This window comes from Bradyrhizobium sp. S3.3.6 (genome assembly GCF_040546905.1).
Lineage (GTDB): Bacteria > Pseudomonadota > Alphaproteobacteria > Rhizobiales > Xanthobacteraceae > Bradyrhizobium > Bradyrhizobium cytisi.
In genome coordinates this window covers 489,254-505,029 of record NZ_JBEPOT010000003.1, presented here as the reverse complement: position 1 = coordinate 505,029, position 15,776 = coordinate 489,254, and the positions used below count along the sequence as shown (strand labels likewise).

Sequence of the window (15,776 nt, the reverse complement as noted above, 5' to 3'; positions counted from 1 at the left end):
GGCCAACCTGGATCATTTCTTGCGGAAACGATCGAGCCGCACGACCTCGGCGCCACCCTGGTTCGGCGGGGTCGGCTCTTCCGCGGTCTCCGCAGCTTCAGTGGCCGGTGCGGGCACTGCTGCGGCTGATGGTGCCGGGGTCGCCGGCACATTCTCGCCCGCCACCTCGGCGACATCTGAGGTGTCGAACTGGAGGCCGAACTTCACGGACGGATCGAGGAAGCTCTTGATCGCGCTGAACGGCACGATCAGTCGCTCCGGAATGCCGCCGAAGGACAGGCCGACCTCGAAGCGGTCCTCGAGCACGGTTAGATCCCAGAACTGGTGCTGGAGGATGATCGTCATCTCTTCGGGATATTGCGCGAGCAGCCGCGGCGAGATCTTCACGCCCTCGGCCTTTGATAGGAAGGTGATGAAGAAATGATGTTCGCCTGGCAGGCCATGGGCCGCGGCATCGGTCAGCACCTTGCGCAGCACGCCGCGCAGCGCATCGCGGGCCAGCACATCGTATCGGATATGATCGGTCGCCATGGTGGTCCTGTTGCATTCCAGGAGGCGGGCCCTGCCGGCCCGACTCGCCAAGCCGCAATAGTACCGCGCCTGACGGGTCAGCAGGAGTCCCCGCCGGGAAGGAAATCAGAGGTAAGTGGAGGCTTCTGTTGCCAGGTGCCTCCGAACCCCGCCTAACGGAGCTTAACCCGTTAGGACTTCAGAATGGTCTTTCAAACTGCGTTACGCAGCCTGAGCAACCGGAGCAAAGTTGTCGTTGGCAACTATTGCATAGCCCGATAACGGCGGAACAATACCGGGAAAAAGTTCGCCCTTTACGCCCTCGTCGATCCTATTTCGCCCCCGCCAAAACCCGCCTCTCGGCAGGCTGAAGCCCGAAAATCGGTGGGCTTTGGTGGAGGCGCCGGGTACCGCCCCCGGGTCCGAATGGTTTATTGCGACGACCGTTTATTTCCATAGCCGGCGAACCGGCACCCTCAATATAGGGGGCAAAGGTTTCGAAAGACAGGGGTTTGGCGCGGCCATGGCGATGTTCCCTTTGGATAGGTTCCGGACGGACTTGGCCGCAAAGAGGTCCACGTTCTAAGCTCCTGACATGTCCCCGGATTCAGCACCGGCCGCCCAAGAGCCGGATATTCCTGCCGCCGTTCATGGCCTTCCGCCTAGCCTGTGGGCGCTGTTTCTGGCCTTTGCCAGGATGTCGCTGGCGGGCTTCGGCGGGGTCCTGGTGTTTGCCCGGCGGGCCATCGTCGAGCAGCACCGCTGGATGACGGCGGACGAATTCAACGAGACCTTTGCGCTCTGCCACTTCCTGCCCGGCCCCAACATCGTCAATCTGTCGATGGTGTTCGGGTCGCGGCTGCGCGGGATCGCGGGCGGCGTTGCCGCATTCGCCGGGCTGCTGTTGCCACCGACGCTGATCATGACTGTGCTCGCGATCATCTACGCCCGGTTCGGCGATGTGGATGTGCTGCGCCGCAGCCTTGCCGGCATCTCCTGCGCTGCCGTCGGCCTCCTGATCGCGGTGGTCTTCCGGATGATGACGCCGCTGCTCAAGCGGATGGATGCCGCCGCGCTGATCCTGATGCTCGCGGTGTTCACAGCCATCGGCGTGCTCCGCCTGCCGCTTCAGGCGGTGCTGCTGGTCGCGATCCCGCTCAGCATCGGCGTCACCTCACTGATGCGACGGAAGGTAGCAGCATGACCAGCGAGAACCCGATCTGGGCGCTGATCTCCATCTTTGGTCTGATGTCGCTGTTCGCGGTTGGCGGCGCGGCGGCGGCGGTGCCCGAGATGCACCGCATCGCCGTTGATGTGCATCACTGGATGACCGACAAGCAGTTCGCCGACGCCTATGCGATAGCGCAGCTCTCGCCGGGTCCCAACGTCCTTATCGTCACGCTAATCGGCTATGCCGTTGCCGGCATCCCCGGCGCGCTGGCCGCAACGCTGGCGATGTGCCTGCCGACGGCGCTGCTTGCCTATTTTGTCAGCCGGCTCCTGAACCGGCCGAGCCAATCGCGCTGGCCCGGCCTGATCCAGGCTGCACTAGTTCCGCTATCGATCGGACTGATGGCGGCGAGTGCCCTGATCCTGGCCCAATCGACCGATCGCACCATTGCTGCACTGCTTCTGACCGCGACCGTTGCCCTGATCGCCTCCGTCTCGCGCATCAATCCGCTGTGGCTTCTGCTCGCAGGGGGGCTGTTGGGTTTCGCTGGCATTGTGTGATGAAAATCGCTAGGCAATGATCCGGGCCGGGGATCCATTTTCCAGCCGATTAGAACAACAGTGCTCGTGACTTAGGAGTCGCGGAGGAGACATGCATGGCCGATACAATGGGCCACTCGGCGACAGCCACACGAAACACCTCGGTGGCGATCGGGTTCTGCCTGCTGGCGCTCGCGCCGCAGATTTTCGAGTTCATCTGGTCGATAGGAACCATCTTCGGCTGGGGCGTGGGCCGCGGCCCGGCCACCGTCGTGATCAGCCATGCCACTGCGCTGCTCGCGGGTGCTCCCGGCGCGTTGCTCGGCGCGGTCGGTGGTGACACCAAGAAGGCGTCATCGGATGTGCTGCTGGCGCTGATCTATTCCTATCCGCTGTTCGCGGTGGCGATCCTGACGATCTTCATGACGATCAGGTCGGCACAGGACTATGTCGGCGGGATCGTTCTGATGGCGCTCGCCCTGTTCGCGCTGTGGGCCTCGAGCGATTTGCAGGGGATGCGCGGCTTCTCCTTTGGCGCAGGCACGGCGCCGCGGATGTTCGGCGGGCTGCTCGTTGCGCTTGGCGCCGGCATCGCATTGACGGGACTGTTGGCCGATGGACCGGCGATGGCGCATTACTCCTGGCGCGGGCCGCTGTTCGTGATGGCCTCGATCGTCTTCTTTGCCTTGGCGATCCGTCCGCTTGGGGTGGTGGTTTCGGCGTTCGTGAGCTTCCTGATCGCGGCGATGGGGACACATGAGACGCGCTGGGTCGAAACGATCATCGTCGGCGCCTGCCTGACGCTCGGCTGCGCACTTCTATTCCCGTACGTGCTCGGGTTGCCGATGCCGATGTTCCCGCGTTTCCTGGCTCAGTGAGGCTGTCATGGAGCTCTTTGCCAACCTCGCTCACGGTTTTGCCGTCGCATTCTCTCCGATCAATCTGTTGATGTGCCTGATCGGCGCCCTCGTCGGCACGCTGGTCGGCGTGCTGCCGGGCATCGGCACCATCGCGACCGTCGCAATGCTGCTGCCGATCACCTTCGGACTGCCGCCGGTCGGCGCGCTGATCATGCTCGCTGGCATTTATTACGGCGCCCAGTATGGCGGCTCAACCACGTCGATCCTGGTCAACATCCCCGGCGAGGCGACATCGGTCGTCACCGCCATCGACGGCCACGCGATGGCCAAGCAGGGCCGCGCCGGCCCGGCGCTGGCGATCGCCGCCATCGGCTCGTTCTTCGCCGGCTGCGTAGCGACCGTGCTCATCGCGGTGCTCGGTGCGCCCTTGACCAAGCTCGCGCTGGCGTTCGGCCCGGCCGAATATTTCTCGCTGATGGTGCTCGGCCTGATCTTCGCGGTCGTGCTGGCCAAGGGCTCGGTGCTGAAGGCGATCGCGATGATCGTGTTCGGCCTGCTGCTGTCGATGGTCGGCTCGGACATCGAGACCGGCGCCTCGCGCATGGCCTTCAACATTCCGGAGCTTGCCGACGGTCTCGGCTTTGCGACGGTGGCGATGGGCGTGTTCGGCTTTGCCGAGATCATCCGCAACCTCGATGCCGGTGCCGAGATGAACCGCGATCTCGTGCAGCAGAAGATCACCGGCCTGATGCCGACCAAGAAGGATCTGGTCGACTCGGCGCCGGCGATCCTGCGCGGCACCGTGCTCGGCTCGATCCTCGGCATCCTGCCGGGCGGCGGCGCGGTGATTGCGTCGTTCGCTGCCTACACGCTCGAGAAGAAGCTTGCGAAGGATCCGAAGCGGTTCGGCCGCGGCGCGATCGAGGGCGTAGCGGCTCCGGAAAGCGCCAACAACGCCGCAGCGCAGACCTCCTTCATCCCGCTGCTCACTCTCGGCATCCCGCCGAACGCGGTGATGGCGCTGATGGTGGGCGCGATGACCATTCACGGCATCGTGCCGGGTCCGCAGGTGATGCAGAAGCAGCCTGATCTGGTCTGGGGCATGATCGCCTCGATGTGGATCGGCAATCTGATGCTGATCATCATCAACCTGCCGCTGGTCGGCATCTGGGTGCGGTTGTTGCGCGTTCCCTACCGGCTGATGTTCCCTTCGATCGTGATCTTCTGTGCGATCGGCATCTACTCGGTGAACAATGCGCCGGTCGACGTCATCCTCGCAGGTGTGTTCGGCCTCGTCGGCTACTGGCTGATCAAGCACGATTTCGAGCCGGCACCGCTGTTGCTCGGCATGGTGCTCGGACCGCTGATGGAAGAGAACTTGCGCCGCGCGCTGCTGATCTCGCGCGGCGACTGGACCGTGTTCCTGACGCGTCCGTTATCGGCCGTGCTGCTGGCGATCGCGGGCTTCCTGCTGGTCCTCACGGTGTTGCCTTTCTTGCGGGCCAAGCGCGACGAGGTGTTCACCGAATCCGAGAACTGATCGCGCCTGCGTCGGCGCGCCGCATTCGGAAGTCCAATCGACTTGCGTGACAGCTTCGTGAAATGAGAATGCCGGCCGTGAGGCCGGCATTTTTGTGTTGCAAGGGAACGGCAAGGGGATCGAGATGACGTCTATTCGCACGCTTGCCGCGGGCACATGCGCAGCCGTGCTTGCATCGCTGTGCTCCTTTGTCGCACCGGTTCAGGCGCAGACCTATCCGACCCGCAGCATTACCATGATCGTGCCGTTCGCGGCCGGTGGCCCGACCGACGTGATCTCGCGCATCGTCACGTCGCACATGGGGCAGACGCTTGGACAGAGCATCATCATCGAGAACGTGGTCGGCGCCGGCGGCACCACAGCGACCACGCGCGCTGCGCGTGCTGGCAATGACGGCTATACGCTGATCACCGGGCATATGGGCACGCACGCCGCCTCCGTGCCGCTCTATCCGAAGCTCGCCTACCATCCCGAGAAAGACTTCGAGCCGATCGCGCTGCTGGCGGGCACGCCGATCCTGATCCTGGCGCGCAAGGATTTCCCGCCGAAGGATCTCAAGGAGTTCGTCGCTTATGTGAAAACCAACGCCGAGAAGGTGAACGCCGCGCATGCCGGCGTCGGCTCGGTCTCGCACGTGTCCTGCGAGCTGCTGCACTCCATCCTCGACATCAAGCCGGTCGGCGTGCCCTTCAACGGCACGGGGCCTGCGATGAACGCGCTGGTGGCGGGCCAGGTCGATTACATGTGCGACCAGATCGTCAACGCCGTGCCGCAGATCAATGCCGGCACCATCAAGGCCTATGCGATCGCAACGCCGGAACGCAATCCGTCGCTGCCGAACGTGCCGACGACGGCTGAAGCGGGCCTGACCACATTCCAGGCCCAGGCCTGGAACGCGATGTTCGCCCCGAAGGGAACCTCGCCCGCGATCCTGGCGAGCCTGAACGCCGCAGCCGTCAAGGCGCTCGACGACGAGACCGTGAAGAAGCGCCTGCTCGAACTCGGCAGCGTCATTCCCACCCCTGCGGAACGGACGCCGGAGGCGCTCGCTGCCCTCGTCAAATCCGAGATCGCGAAGTGGACCCCGGTGCTCAAGCCGGCAAGTTAATCAGTACAATCAAGCCGATAGGCGTGAGGCGGGACGCTAGTTCCGCCCCTTGTCGTTTGCGCCGAGAACACTCACTTTTCCGGGTATAATCGGCCAGACCAGCGAATCGCCGCTGTCGTAGCACGGGGGTGGCCGTTAAGTTTGCCGCCTTCCCCAAAGGCTCATTGGCACATGCACCAGTATCAGGACCTGCTCGAGCGGATTCTTTCAGACGGCGCCGAGAAGACCGATCGGACCGGTACCGGCACGCTGTCGGTGTTCGGCCATCAGATGCGCTTCAATCTGTCCGCCGGCTTCCCGATGCTGACCACCAAGCGGCTGCCGCTGAAGGCGATCGTGCATGAGCTGCTGTGGTTCCTGAAGGGCGACACCAACATCAAATATCTGCGCGACAACGGCGTCACCATCTGGGACGAATGGGCGGACGCCAACGGCGATCTCGGCCCGGTCTATGGCCATCAGTGGCGCTCCTGGCCGGCGCCGGATGGACGCAGCATCGATCAGATCGCCAATGTCGTCGACATGATCAAGCGCAATCCGGACTCGCGCCGCCTGATCGTCTCGGCCTGGAATCCGGCCGAGGTCGACAAGATGGCGCTGCCGCCGTGCCACTGCCTGTTCCAGTTCTACGTCGCCAACGGTAAGCTGTCCTGCCAGCTCTACCAGCGCTCGGCCGACGTTTTCCTCGGCGTGCCCTTCAACATCGCCTCTTACGCGCTGCTCACCATGATGGTGGCGCAGGTCACCGGCCTGAAGCCCGGCGACTTCGTGCATTCGTTCGGCGACACGCATCTCTATTCCAACCATTTGGAGCAGGCGCGGCTGCAGCTCACGCGCGCGCCGCGAGCGCTGCCGGTGATGCGGATCAATCCCGACGTGAAGGACATCTTCTCCTTCCGCTACGAGGATTTCGAGCTCGTCGGCTACGATCCGCATCCGCATATCAAGGCAGCAGTCGCGGTCTAGCGCCGATGTCTCTCAACATCCGCCGCGCGCGTCCGGGCGAAGCCGGGCTCATTCTTTCGTTCGTCCGCGAACTCGCCGAGTACGAAAAGCTCTCGCATGAGGTCGAGGCGACCGAGGCGATGATTGCCGGCGCGCTGTTCGGCGCCGACCCGCGGCTGTTCTGCGCGATTGCCGAGTGGAACGGTGAGCCGGTCGGCTTTGCGGTCTGGTTCCTCAATTTCTCCACCTTCAGCGGCCGCCACGGCATCTATCTCGAAGATTTGTATGTGCGGCCGTCGCATCGAGGCAGGGGCCTCGGCAAGGCGCTGCTGGTCTATCTGGCGAAGGAATGCGTCGACAACGGCTGGTCGCGCTTGCAATGGGCGGTGCTCGACTGGAACGCGCCGTCGATCGCGTTCTACAAATCGCTCGGCGCGGCGTTGCTGGACGACTGGACGCTGTGCCGCGTCTCCGGTCCTGCGCTGACGCGGCTTGCAGGGAGCGCGTCCTGATGGAGATCGTCTTCGTCGTTGCGATTGCGGAGAACGGCATCATCGGTGCCGGCAACGCGATCCCGTGGCGATTGAAATCCGACATGGCGCGCTTCAAGGCGCTCACGATCGGCAGGCCCGTGATCATGGGCCGCAAGACCTTTGAATCCTTGCCTGGGCGCCGGCCGCTTCCGAACCGCACCAACATCGTGATCACGCGCGATCCGGCCTATCGCGCCGCCGGCGCTGTCGTCACGACATCGGCGGCGGATGCGGGCGCGGTTGCGCTTGGGGATGCCCTGCGGCGTTCAGCCGCTGAAATCGCCGTGATCGGCGGCGCCGAAATCTACCGGCAATGGCTCGATCGCGCCGATCGCCTCGAGATCACGGAAGTGCATGCGCGGCCCGACGGCGACACGCATTTCGACATCGACAGGGCGCGGTGGGATGAGACCGGGCGCGTCCGCCATCCCGCCGGCCCCGACGACAGCGCCGACTTCTCCTATGTGACATATCGTCGGCGGCGGTCCCATTAACTGCATTCGCCAATGTTTACATTGACTTTTCCGCCCCCGAGCATAGCTCGTGGGTCGGTTAGGCTTGCGTTGTAAGGGTCCTTTCGGTCCCCTATAAAGCCGGACCGGACAATGCGGGCCGGCTTAAGTTCTAGTCCCGGCCTGCCGAGGAGAGCGTCGAATGCCGTGGAAGAATCAGGGCGGTGGCCCATGGGGCTCGGGTCCGAAAGGACCATGGGGCACAGGCCCACAACCGGTCGGGCCGAGGCCGCCGGATCTGGAGGACCTTCTGCGGCGTGGCCAGGACCGGCTGCAGCAGATCATGCCGGGCGGCTATTTCTCCGGCATCGGCATCACGCTGATCCTGCTCATCATCGTCGCGCTCTGGCTGCTGTCGGGCTTCTTCAGGGTGCAGTCTGAAGAACAGGGCGTCGTGCTGCGCTTTGGCAAGCACGTGCGCACCGTGGACCCCGGGCTGAACTACCATCTGCCCTATCCGATCGAGACAGTGCTGCTGCCGAAGGCGCTGCGCGTGTCGACCATTTCCATCGGCATGACCCTGATCGACGATCCCGCCCGCCGCGGCCGCTCGATCCGCGACGTGCCGGAAGAGAGCCTGATGCTGACCGGCGACGAGAACATCGTCGATGTCGACTTCACCGTGCTGTGGCGGATCAAGCCCAACGGCGTCGGCAACTTCCTGTTCAACATCCAGAACCCCGAGGGCACCGTGAAGGCGGTCGCCGAAAGCGCGATGCGCGAGGTGATCGGCCGCTCCAATATCCAGCCGATCCTGACCGGCGCGCGGACGCAGACCGAGACCACCGTGCAGGATTTGATGCAGAGGACGCTCGACGGCTACGGCGCGGGCATCCAGATCGCCCAGGTGCAGATGCAGAAGGTCGATCCGCCGGCACAGGTGATCGACGCGTTCCGCGACGTGCAGGCGGCGCGCGCCAATCTCGAGCAGTTGCAGAATGAAGCCCAGACCTACGCCAACAAGGTCGTGCCGGACGCGCGAGGCCGCGCGGCGCAGATCGTGCAGGCGGCCGAAGGCTACAAGGAGCAGGCGGTTGCCGAGGCCAAGGGCCAGAGCTCCCGCTTCCTGAAGGTGTACGAGGAATACAAGAAGGCGCCCGACGTGACGCGTGAACGGATCTATCTGGAGACGATGGAGCGGGTGCTCGGTGGCTCCGAGAAGCTGATTTATGACGGAGGCTCCTCGGGCCAGGGCGTCGTGCCCTATCTGCCGCTCAACGAATTGACGACCAAGCGGCCCACCACGACGGGTCAGCAGTCGAGCGGAGGCACACGATGAGGTCTCCGGTTACAGGCATTGTCGCGCTGCTTGCGCTGCTGCTGGTGATGATCGTCGCCTACATGTCGCTGTTCACGGTGCAACAGACCGAGCAGACCATCGTGCTGCAATTCGGTAAGCCGGTGGACGTCGTCACTGACCCCGGGCTGCACTTCAAGGCACCCTGGAACTCCGTGATCAACATCGACAAGCGCATCCTCGACCTGGAAAACCCGTCGCAGGAGGTCATTGCCTCCGACCAGAAGCGGCTCGTGGTCGACGCCTTTGCGCGCTACCGCATCAAGGACGCGCTGCGCTTCTATCAGAGCGTCGGCTCGATCCAGGCGGCGAACCTCCAGCTCACTTCGCTCTTGAACGCAGCGCTGCGCCGCGTGCTCGGCGAGGTCAACTTCATCACCGTGGTGCGTGATGAGCGCGAGAAGCTGATGGGACGCATCCGCGAGCAGCTCGACCACGAGGCCGACGGCTACGGCATCGAGGTCGTCGACGTCCGGATCCGCCGTGCGGATCTTCCTGAGCAGAACAGCCAGGCGGTCTACCAGCGCATGCAGACCGAACGTCAGCGCGAAGCAGCCGAGTTCCGCGCGCAGGGCGGCCAGAAGGCGCAGGAGATCCGCTCCAAGGCCGATCGTGAAGCGACGGTGATCATCGCGGAAGCGAACTCGACCGCCGAACAGACGCGCGGCGTGGGTGACGCCGAGCGCAACCGCCTGTTCGCCGAAGCCTATGGCAAGGATGCTGACTTCTTCGCTTTCTACCGGTCGATGACGGCCTACGAGAACGGACTGAAGAAGGACGACACCCGCTTCCTGCTGCGGCCGGACTCGGATTTCTTCCGGTATTTTGGTAACCCGTCCGGCAAGACGGCGACCGGGACGCCGGCGAAACCGTAAGCTAGACAAGGGCGACAGGTTTGGCCGCCCTTCGTCCAGACAAGAACAGCACCACGGGAGGTTCCAATCCGATGAGGTCCATTGCGTTCGCCGACTTCCTCATCGGCTTAGGCATCTTGTTTGTGCTGGAAGGCTTGATGTTCGCGGCCAGTCCGAACTGGATGCGCAAGGCCATGAAAAGCGCCATCGCCACGCCGGACAATATCCTGCGGGCGGTCGGGATCGGCTCGGCCGTGGCCGGCCTGATCCTGATCTGGGTGATGCGACGGCCGATCTAGCGGCACAGCCAACGCCAAAGTGAAGGCGGGAGGCGGGTTTTCGCCGTATTATTCGAGTCTTGAGGCCCGTTAAGCTACGCGCTTGCGCCGTGCCCCCGTTCGAGCGCAGTCTTGAGGCCGAATCCTTATTCCCTGGAGACCACAATGACCGCTGCCACCATTGTCACGACCCGCTTGCGCCAACATGCGCGGTTTGGGCTGGCCGCGCTCGCCGTCGGCGCTTTCAGCGTGTTCGGCTCGCCGGCGCAGGCGCGCGGACCGGAGGGCATCGCCGACGTCGCCGAGAAGGTGATCGACGCGGTCGTCAACATCTCGACCTCGCAGACGGTCGAGGCCAAGGGCGGCGGCAGCAACACCATGCCGCAACTGCCGCCCGGCTCGCCCTTCGAGGAATTCTTCGATGACTTCTTCAAGAACCGCAAAGGCCCCGGTGGCGGCAGCAAGGGCGGCGATAACGGCAGCGGCCCGCCGCGCAAGACCAACTCGCTCGGAAGCGGCTTCATCATCGACACCTCCGGTGTTGTCGTGACCAACAACCACGTCATCGCCGATGCCGACGAGATCAACGTCATTCTCAACGACGGCACCAAGATCAAGGCTGACCTCGTCGGTGTCGACAAGAAGACCGATCTTGCCGTCTTGAAGTTCAAGCCGCCGAAGCCGCTTGTCTCGGTGAAGTTCGGCGACTCCGACAAGCTGCGCCTGGGTGACTGGGTGGTTGCGATCGGCAACCCGTTCAGTCTCGGCGGCACGGTGACCGCGGGCATTGTCTCAGCCAAGAACCGCGACATCTCCTCGGGGCCCTATGACAGCTACATCCAGACCGACGCCGCGATCAATCGCGGCAATTCCGGCGGCCCGCTGTTCAACCTCGAAGGCGACGTCATCGGCGTCAACACCCTGATCATCTCGCCCTCCGGCGGCTCGATCGGCATCGGCTTCGCCGTGCCGTCGAAGACGGTCGCGGGCGTCGTCGACCAGCTCCGCCAGTTCGGCGAGTTGCGTCGCGGCTGGCTTGGCGTGCGCATCCAGAGTGTCACCGACGAGATTGCCGAGAGCCTCAACATCAAGCCGGCGCGCGGCGCGCTGGTGGCCGGCATCGACGACAAGGGTCCGGCCAAGCCGGCCGGCATCGAGCCGGGTGACGTCGTTGTCAAGTTCGACGGCAAGGACGTCAAGGACCCGAAGGACCTGTCCCGCGTCGTCGCCGATACTGCGGTCGGCAAGGAGGTCGACGTCGTCATCATCCGCAAGGGCGAGGAGCAGACCAAGAAGGTCACACTCGGCCGCCTGCAGGATCCCGACAAGGTGCAGGCTGCCGTGAAGACCGACGAGCCGCCGCCGGAGAAGCTGGTGACGCAGAAGGCGCTCGGCCTCGATCTCGCCGTGCTGAACAAGGATCTGCGCACGCGCTACAAGATCAAGGACACCGTCAAGGGTGTGGTCGTCACCAATGTCGATGCCAATTCGGATGCTGCCGAGAAGCGGCTCTCCGCCGGCGACGTTATCGTCGAAGTCGCGCAGGAAGCGGTCGCGAGCGGCGCCGACATTCAGAAGCGGATCGAGCAGCTCAAGAAGGACGGCAAGAAGTCCGCGCTGCTGCTGGTTTCGAACGGCGACGGCGAGCTGCGCTTTGTGGCGCTGAGCGTGCAGTAAGGCGCGCTGTCTGTTCCACACAACGCTGTATGCCCCGCGAAAGCGGGGCATACAATACGCGCAGCCCCTCCGTATTATAGCGCTGTCTCTGGAATGTTGGGGCACTCGCAAGAGCCCATAGTCGGGCTTGCCGCAGGCGACGGGCGGTCGCGGCTCGCGAACCTACGCCGCCTCCAGGCGCCTAATCTCGCTCTCGAACTCGAACCGCAGTTGCGCACCTTCCTCGTTGGGAAGCCAGTTGGTCATCTGGGGAAAGATGGTTCTGTATAGAACGACTTTCTTCGGTTCCCAGGGGAGCTTCTGCGCTGCGCGCGCCTCTGCGAGGATTCTGTAAAGCTCGATGCGTACCGAATCGGGGTCAGGGCGGTACACCGGAGTCGCAGACTCTTCGCCGAACAGGTCGGTTTGCTCGTCGCTCTGGAACAGGTCTGGCTGACGGGGATGGGCCATGTCGCTCGCAGTCTATGTCGAATCAGGACAGAAACATGCGCGATCTTGTCCAGCTAGGCGAGCGGTCAGGCGGACTTTTCCCCGTATCGCACCCGTTGGCGAACTAAGCCTTGCTTTTACTCTTTTTCTTCGAGGTGGCGGCGGTTTCAGGGACGGCAAATGCGCCCGCCGCTTCAAGCTCGTCGGCACTTTGCAACGGCCCCGCGCAAATCTTCTCCAGCAACTCGGCTTGGCGAGGCTCCAGAGCGATCAGTCGGCCAAGGACGTGCAGGAGATCGAGGAGGTCTGAGGTGTATTCAGGCAGCCAGCCTTCGGGCTGTATGCTATCGAGCGGCGAAGGCGATCGACGGTCACCGATGATTGGGCGGGTACGGTCGTTGCGGCGATAGCTGAACCACTGCCAAAGGATCTGCTTGCCGGATACCTCATACCCCCACATCGCGGGCGTGACGTTGTCAACGTAGCCCTTTCCGATCTTCAGTCGATGCAGTGCAGGATCGTAGTCCATTGTATCAGGTAACGGTTCTGGCGCCGAGGGAATGCTACCGGCCGAAGGGATGCGTGGTGCCATTTCCTTTGGCAGACGGGGGGCTTGTTTAGGGCGACCGGCTGCGGCGTCGGTGAAGCGTTCGCCGTAGCAATGAAGCCAGATGATTTCGCTGCCAATGGCGACAGCGTCACTAAAGAGATCTGAGTCGGCCGTTATTGGAACGCGGAGTCCAGGCTGTACAAAGTTAGATTTGAACCGCGCGGGAAAAGCCGAATTGGATACAATCGCCGCAATGTAAGCCAATACGTCTTCGACCTTGATTGGGTGTCCATAAATCTGCGCTAGGTGGATTGTCAGACTCGGTTTGATGTTGGGGCGAGAGTTTGATCGGTCGGTCCAGAGGGGATAAACTCGACCACCGCGCCCGTTGTAGTGATGCAAATCTGGGAGCAGACTAGTGAAGGTGATCGCAGGGCCGTCAGTCGGTGAGCGGTCTTCCGGTGCCGTGAGGAATACCTGCCGCGACGAATGTCCATTCCAAAGCGTCGGATTTGGTCGGTTTATTAGCCGCGCATCCGGAATGATCCATTGACGATCAAACGATCTTAGAGCGTAACGAGTCGGAGAGATGGCCGGACCGGGATCGCTGTTGACTGACTCCGCACGATGTTCATGGCCGGCCAATCCACCTTTCGATGCTTTTGAAAGTGTCTTGTCACCACCCTCGTGAGGATGAAATAGAACCTCTTTCTTCGCTGGATCTTTTTCCTCCGTCAGGCGGTCCCAACGAAGTGTCAATGACACAGGATCAGGTGCAATTATCCATGTGCGGCCTGGCATAACACCGGAGCCATTGTAGACGAACAAATCGCTTAGCGCGGGGTACGTTGCCCATGCGCCGGTCGCTGCCGGTAAGAAAGGGGCTCGCCACTCCACAGGGCAATCGGTCCATCCTTCGGCATCGAGTGACAGCTTCTTTAGGGCTTCAAACTTCTCCTCGCGTTTGCCTTTGGGAAGCATGTAGAAGCGCGCCCTGGCGGCCTCAGATGTATTCTTGCCGAGTTGTCGCGAAGCGAGCACGATGCAGATTGGCTGTTGCACTCCCTGGAATATGCGTGTCGCGACCTCGGGCTGATGCCCTTCAGGAGAGCAATCGACTACCCAGATTTCAGAGCAGGTTCGGCGAAGATCATCCCGCATCCTTTCAAAGCCGGGTCCGTTCAAAAATCCGGCCACGGTGATGAAGCAGACGATTCCCTCTTCATCCTCGTCCTGAAGTCCGGTTGCGGCGTAGTTCCCGGTGCCGAACACCTTCCATGTCGCCCAACGCCAAAAATATACGTACAAATTCTTCAGATGCTTGGCGTGAGCGCCAACGCCCCATTCCGCCGGCGGGCGCCAGCGGTCGAGAGGAGCCACGAGCTTTCCCCCGGAACCACGCTCGATCCAGCCGCCCCGACCCTCGGCTTTCTCCTTGTACGGTGGATTGCCTATCACGACAGTGATCGGCTGCGTCTTCTTGATCGTATTTGCGTCGCGGCGTGATTTTGCAATGGGCTCATACAACTGCCCAAGGCTTTCCTCTTCGACAAATGGATTGCCCAGCGTGTCGGTAATGAAGAGCTTAAGATCGGGTATCGGAGGAACAGGCACTTGAGGTGTCGCCATCAGTGCTTGCATCTCGGCGAGAATCCGAAGTTGCGCCACCGCGTATGGTCCGAACTGGAGTTCGAAGCCAATCACGCGCTTTGCCGCAGCCTCTATCGCACCCCGCACTGCGCCGGGTCCCTGATCGTCTCCAACTGTTGACGCGATTTGGCGCAGGACACCAAGCAGAAACGTTCCCGTGCCGACCGCGGGGTCGGCCACCACGACGTCTGCAGCGGCAAGGCCGGATGATCGTTCGAAGAGCGGGCCGCGGAGCGCTTCGTCGACGAGATTTACCATCGCGCGTACGACTTCCGGAGGCGTGTAGTACGAACCGGTGCGTTTTCTGAGCTTGTTGTCGTAGACTTCCAGGAACTCCTCGTAAAAGTACAGCCAGGCTTCGGGCTTGTCTTTGCTGATTGTATGCCAATTGACAGCGTCAAGCACGCGAGTCAGTGTTGCGAGCGAGGTTTTTAGGGCTTCTTGATTGGTCACGTCTTCCGTCAGAAGCCGCAGCGCCGTCGCGATGAGTGAGTTTGACTTCCGCAGCTCTTTGGCCGCGTTGTCGATACCGGCCAGCAAAGAAATATCTCTCGAGCGTGCGACCAGCAATCCGAAGGTGACTGCCTGCGCGTAGCCGTCGGCGAACTGCGCGTCGTCTGCCTGCGGAAACAGGAGTTTTCGCCAGTCCTGTGCCAGTGCCGTGAGACCAGCGTTGCCATGCGCCATCTGTTCGACCACCTCGTCGCGCAGGAGACGACACAACCGGGCGCAGACCTCAGCCAGCTTCTTGGCCGTCCTGGGAGGAACTGGATTCCAGTGAAGGAAATCATCGATAGTTGCCGCGAGGGTTGGCAGTGCCGTCAGCTTCGCGCCCGACGTCTCAACGTCCCCCTCAAGATAACTCACCTTGCCGATCAGCTCTCCATCGCGCCACAGGCTGAAGGAATTGCCGTCGGTGTAGAGCAGGTTGGGAAGCGATTTGAGCTTATCCCATTGCTCTTTGTCATGCGGATCGGAAAACTTGCGCGGATCAGCGCCTTTCCCCGGGGCCTTGACTTCGATAAAACCGACGAGCGCGTTGGCGATCGTGACAGCGTAATCGGGCCGCGTTTTCAGGTGAGCAAGCGTCGTCTCGCCGACCATGCCTAGGGACCTGGGTTGCAGCCCAACGATTTCGGCCAAGTCGCGCAAAAGCGTTTCGAGTGGAGCCCGGAGCTGGTCCTCTGGTGCGCCGGCGATGGCGGGATTGCTCAGCTTGGCTTTGGCATTGGTGCCGAACTCTGAAATGGCGCTTGCTAGCGTTTTTTCCGCCAACTTGGTCTCCGGCACCTGCGTCTACGGTTGAATCTCTCGAACACAATC

At 62.5% G+C, this 15,776-nt stretch carries 15 protein-coding genes and 1 other RNA gene; 12 read left to right on the top strand and 4 right to left on the bottom strand.

Annotated elements, in window-relative coordinates; genetic code table 11:
* Positions 1–12: 12 nt before the first annotated feature.
* Complete coding sequence (locus tag ABID59_RS11245) at positions 13–531, bottom strand: SspB family protein (RefSeq protein WP_354083424.1); 519 nt, start codon at positions 529–531, stop codon at positions 13–15.
* Positions 532–645: 114 nt separating this feature from the next.
* Positions 646–1,021, bottom strand: a transfer-messenger RNA (tmRNA) gene (ssrA, locus tag ABID59_RS11240).
* Positions 1,022–1,105: 84 nt separating this feature from the next.
* On the opposite strand from ssrA, the gene ABID59_RS11235 reads away from it, so the two are divergent.
* From ABID59_RS11235 to ABID59_RS11180, 12 genes are all read left to right on the top strand, one after another.
* Positions 1,106–1,714 (top strand): chromate transporter, encoded by a 609-nt coding sequence (locus tag ABID59_RS11235; RefSeq protein ID WP_354083423.1) that lies wholly within the window; start codon positions 1,106–1,108, stop codon positions 1,712–1,714.
* The gene (locus ABID59_RS11230) at positions 1,711–2,241 is read left to right on the top strand and encodes a chromate transporter (RefSeq protein ID WP_148754167.1); all 531 of its coding nucleotides are present in this window, start codon (positions 1,711–1,713) and stop codon (positions 2,239–2,241) included. The genes ABID59_RS11235 and ABID59_RS11230 overlap by 4 nt, the downstream gene beginning before the upstream one ends.
* A 95-nt stretch (positions 2,242–2,336) precedes the next feature.
* Positions 2,337–3,098 carry a tripartite tricarboxylate transporter TctB family protein gene (locus ABID59_RS11225; RefSeq protein ID WP_148754168.1) on the top strand — a complete coding sequence of 254 codons (762 nt, stop codon included), beginning with the start codon at positions 2,337–2,339 and terminating at the stop codon, positions 3,096–3,098.
* A gap of 7 nt (positions 3,099–3,105) precedes the next feature.
* Complete coding sequence (locus ABID59_RS11220) at positions 3,106–4,620, top strand: tripartite tricarboxylate transporter permease (protein ID WP_148754169.1); 1,515 nt, start codon at positions 3,106–3,108, stop codon at positions 4,618–4,620.
* A 124-nt stretch (positions 4,621–4,744) separates the two neighbouring features.
* Entirely contained in the window at positions 4,745–5,728 is a 984-nt protein-coding gene (locus tag ABID59_RS11215; RefSeq protein ID WP_354083422.1) for a tripartite tricarboxylate transporter substrate binding protein BugD, read from the top strand.
* 171 nt (positions 5,729–5,899) lie between these two features.
* Positions 5,900–6,694, top strand: coding sequence for a thymidylate synthase (locus ABID59_RS11210; RefSeq protein WP_148754171.1), 795 nt, complete (start codon positions 5,900–5,902; stop codon positions 6,692–6,694).
* 5 nt (positions 6,695–6,699) lie between these two features.
* Positions 6,700–7,185: a GNAT family N-acetyltransferase gene (locus ABID59_RS11205; RefSeq protein WP_148754172.1), complete on the top strand. Its 486-nt coding sequence runs from the start codon at positions 6,700–6,702 to the stop codon at positions 7,183–7,185.
* Positions 7,185–7,700: a dihydrofolate reductase gene (locus tag ABID59_RS11200; protein WP_148754173.1), complete on the top strand. Its 516-nt coding sequence runs from the start codon at positions 7,185–7,187 to the stop codon at positions 7,698–7,700. Before ABID59_RS11205 ends, ABID59_RS11200 begins: the two co-directional genes overlap by 1 nt.
* A 160-nt stretch (positions 7,701–7,860) precedes the next feature.
* On the top strand, positions 7,861–8,997 hold the full coding sequence (hflK, locus tag ABID59_RS11195) for an FtsH protease activity modulator HflK (protein WP_148754174.1): 1,137 nt from the start codon (positions 7,861–7,863) through the stop codon (positions 8,995–8,997).
* Positions 8,994–9,890 (top strand): protease modulator HflC, encoded by an 897-nt coding sequence (gene hflC / locus ABID59_RS11190; RefSeq protein ID WP_148754175.1) that lies wholly within the window; start codon positions 8,994–8,996, stop codon positions 9,888–9,890. Before hflK ends, hflC begins: the two co-directional genes overlap by 4 nt.
* 71 nt (positions 9,891–9,961) lie before the next feature.
* Entirely contained in the window at positions 9,962–10,168 is a 207-nt protein-coding gene (locus tag ABID59_RS11185; protein ID WP_057747247.1) for a DUF2065 domain-containing protein, read from the top strand.
* A 144-nt stretch (positions 10,169–10,312) separates the two neighbouring features.
* A complete protein-coding gene (locus ABID59_RS11180; protein WP_354034177.1) occupies positions 10,313–11,824 on the top strand; it encodes a Do family serine endopeptidase in 1,512 nt (503 codons plus the stop codon).
* A 162-nt stretch (positions 11,825–11,986) separates the two neighbouring features.
* On the opposite strand, the gene ABID59_RS11175 is transcribed toward ABID59_RS11180, so the two are convergent.
* Positions 11,987–12,274 carry a hypothetical protein gene (locus ABID59_RS11175; protein ID WP_354083421.1) on the bottom strand — a complete coding sequence of 96 codons (288 nt, stop codon included), beginning with the start codon at positions 12,272–12,274 and terminating at the stop codon, positions 11,987–11,989.
* 103 nt (positions 12,275–12,377) lie between these two features.
* Complete coding sequence (locus ABID59_RS11170) at positions 12,378–15,728, bottom strand: type ISP restriction/modification enzyme (protein ID WP_354083420.1); 3,351 nt, start codon at positions 15,726–15,728, stop codon at positions 12,378–12,380.
* Positions 15,729–15,776: the final 48 nt, after the last annotated feature.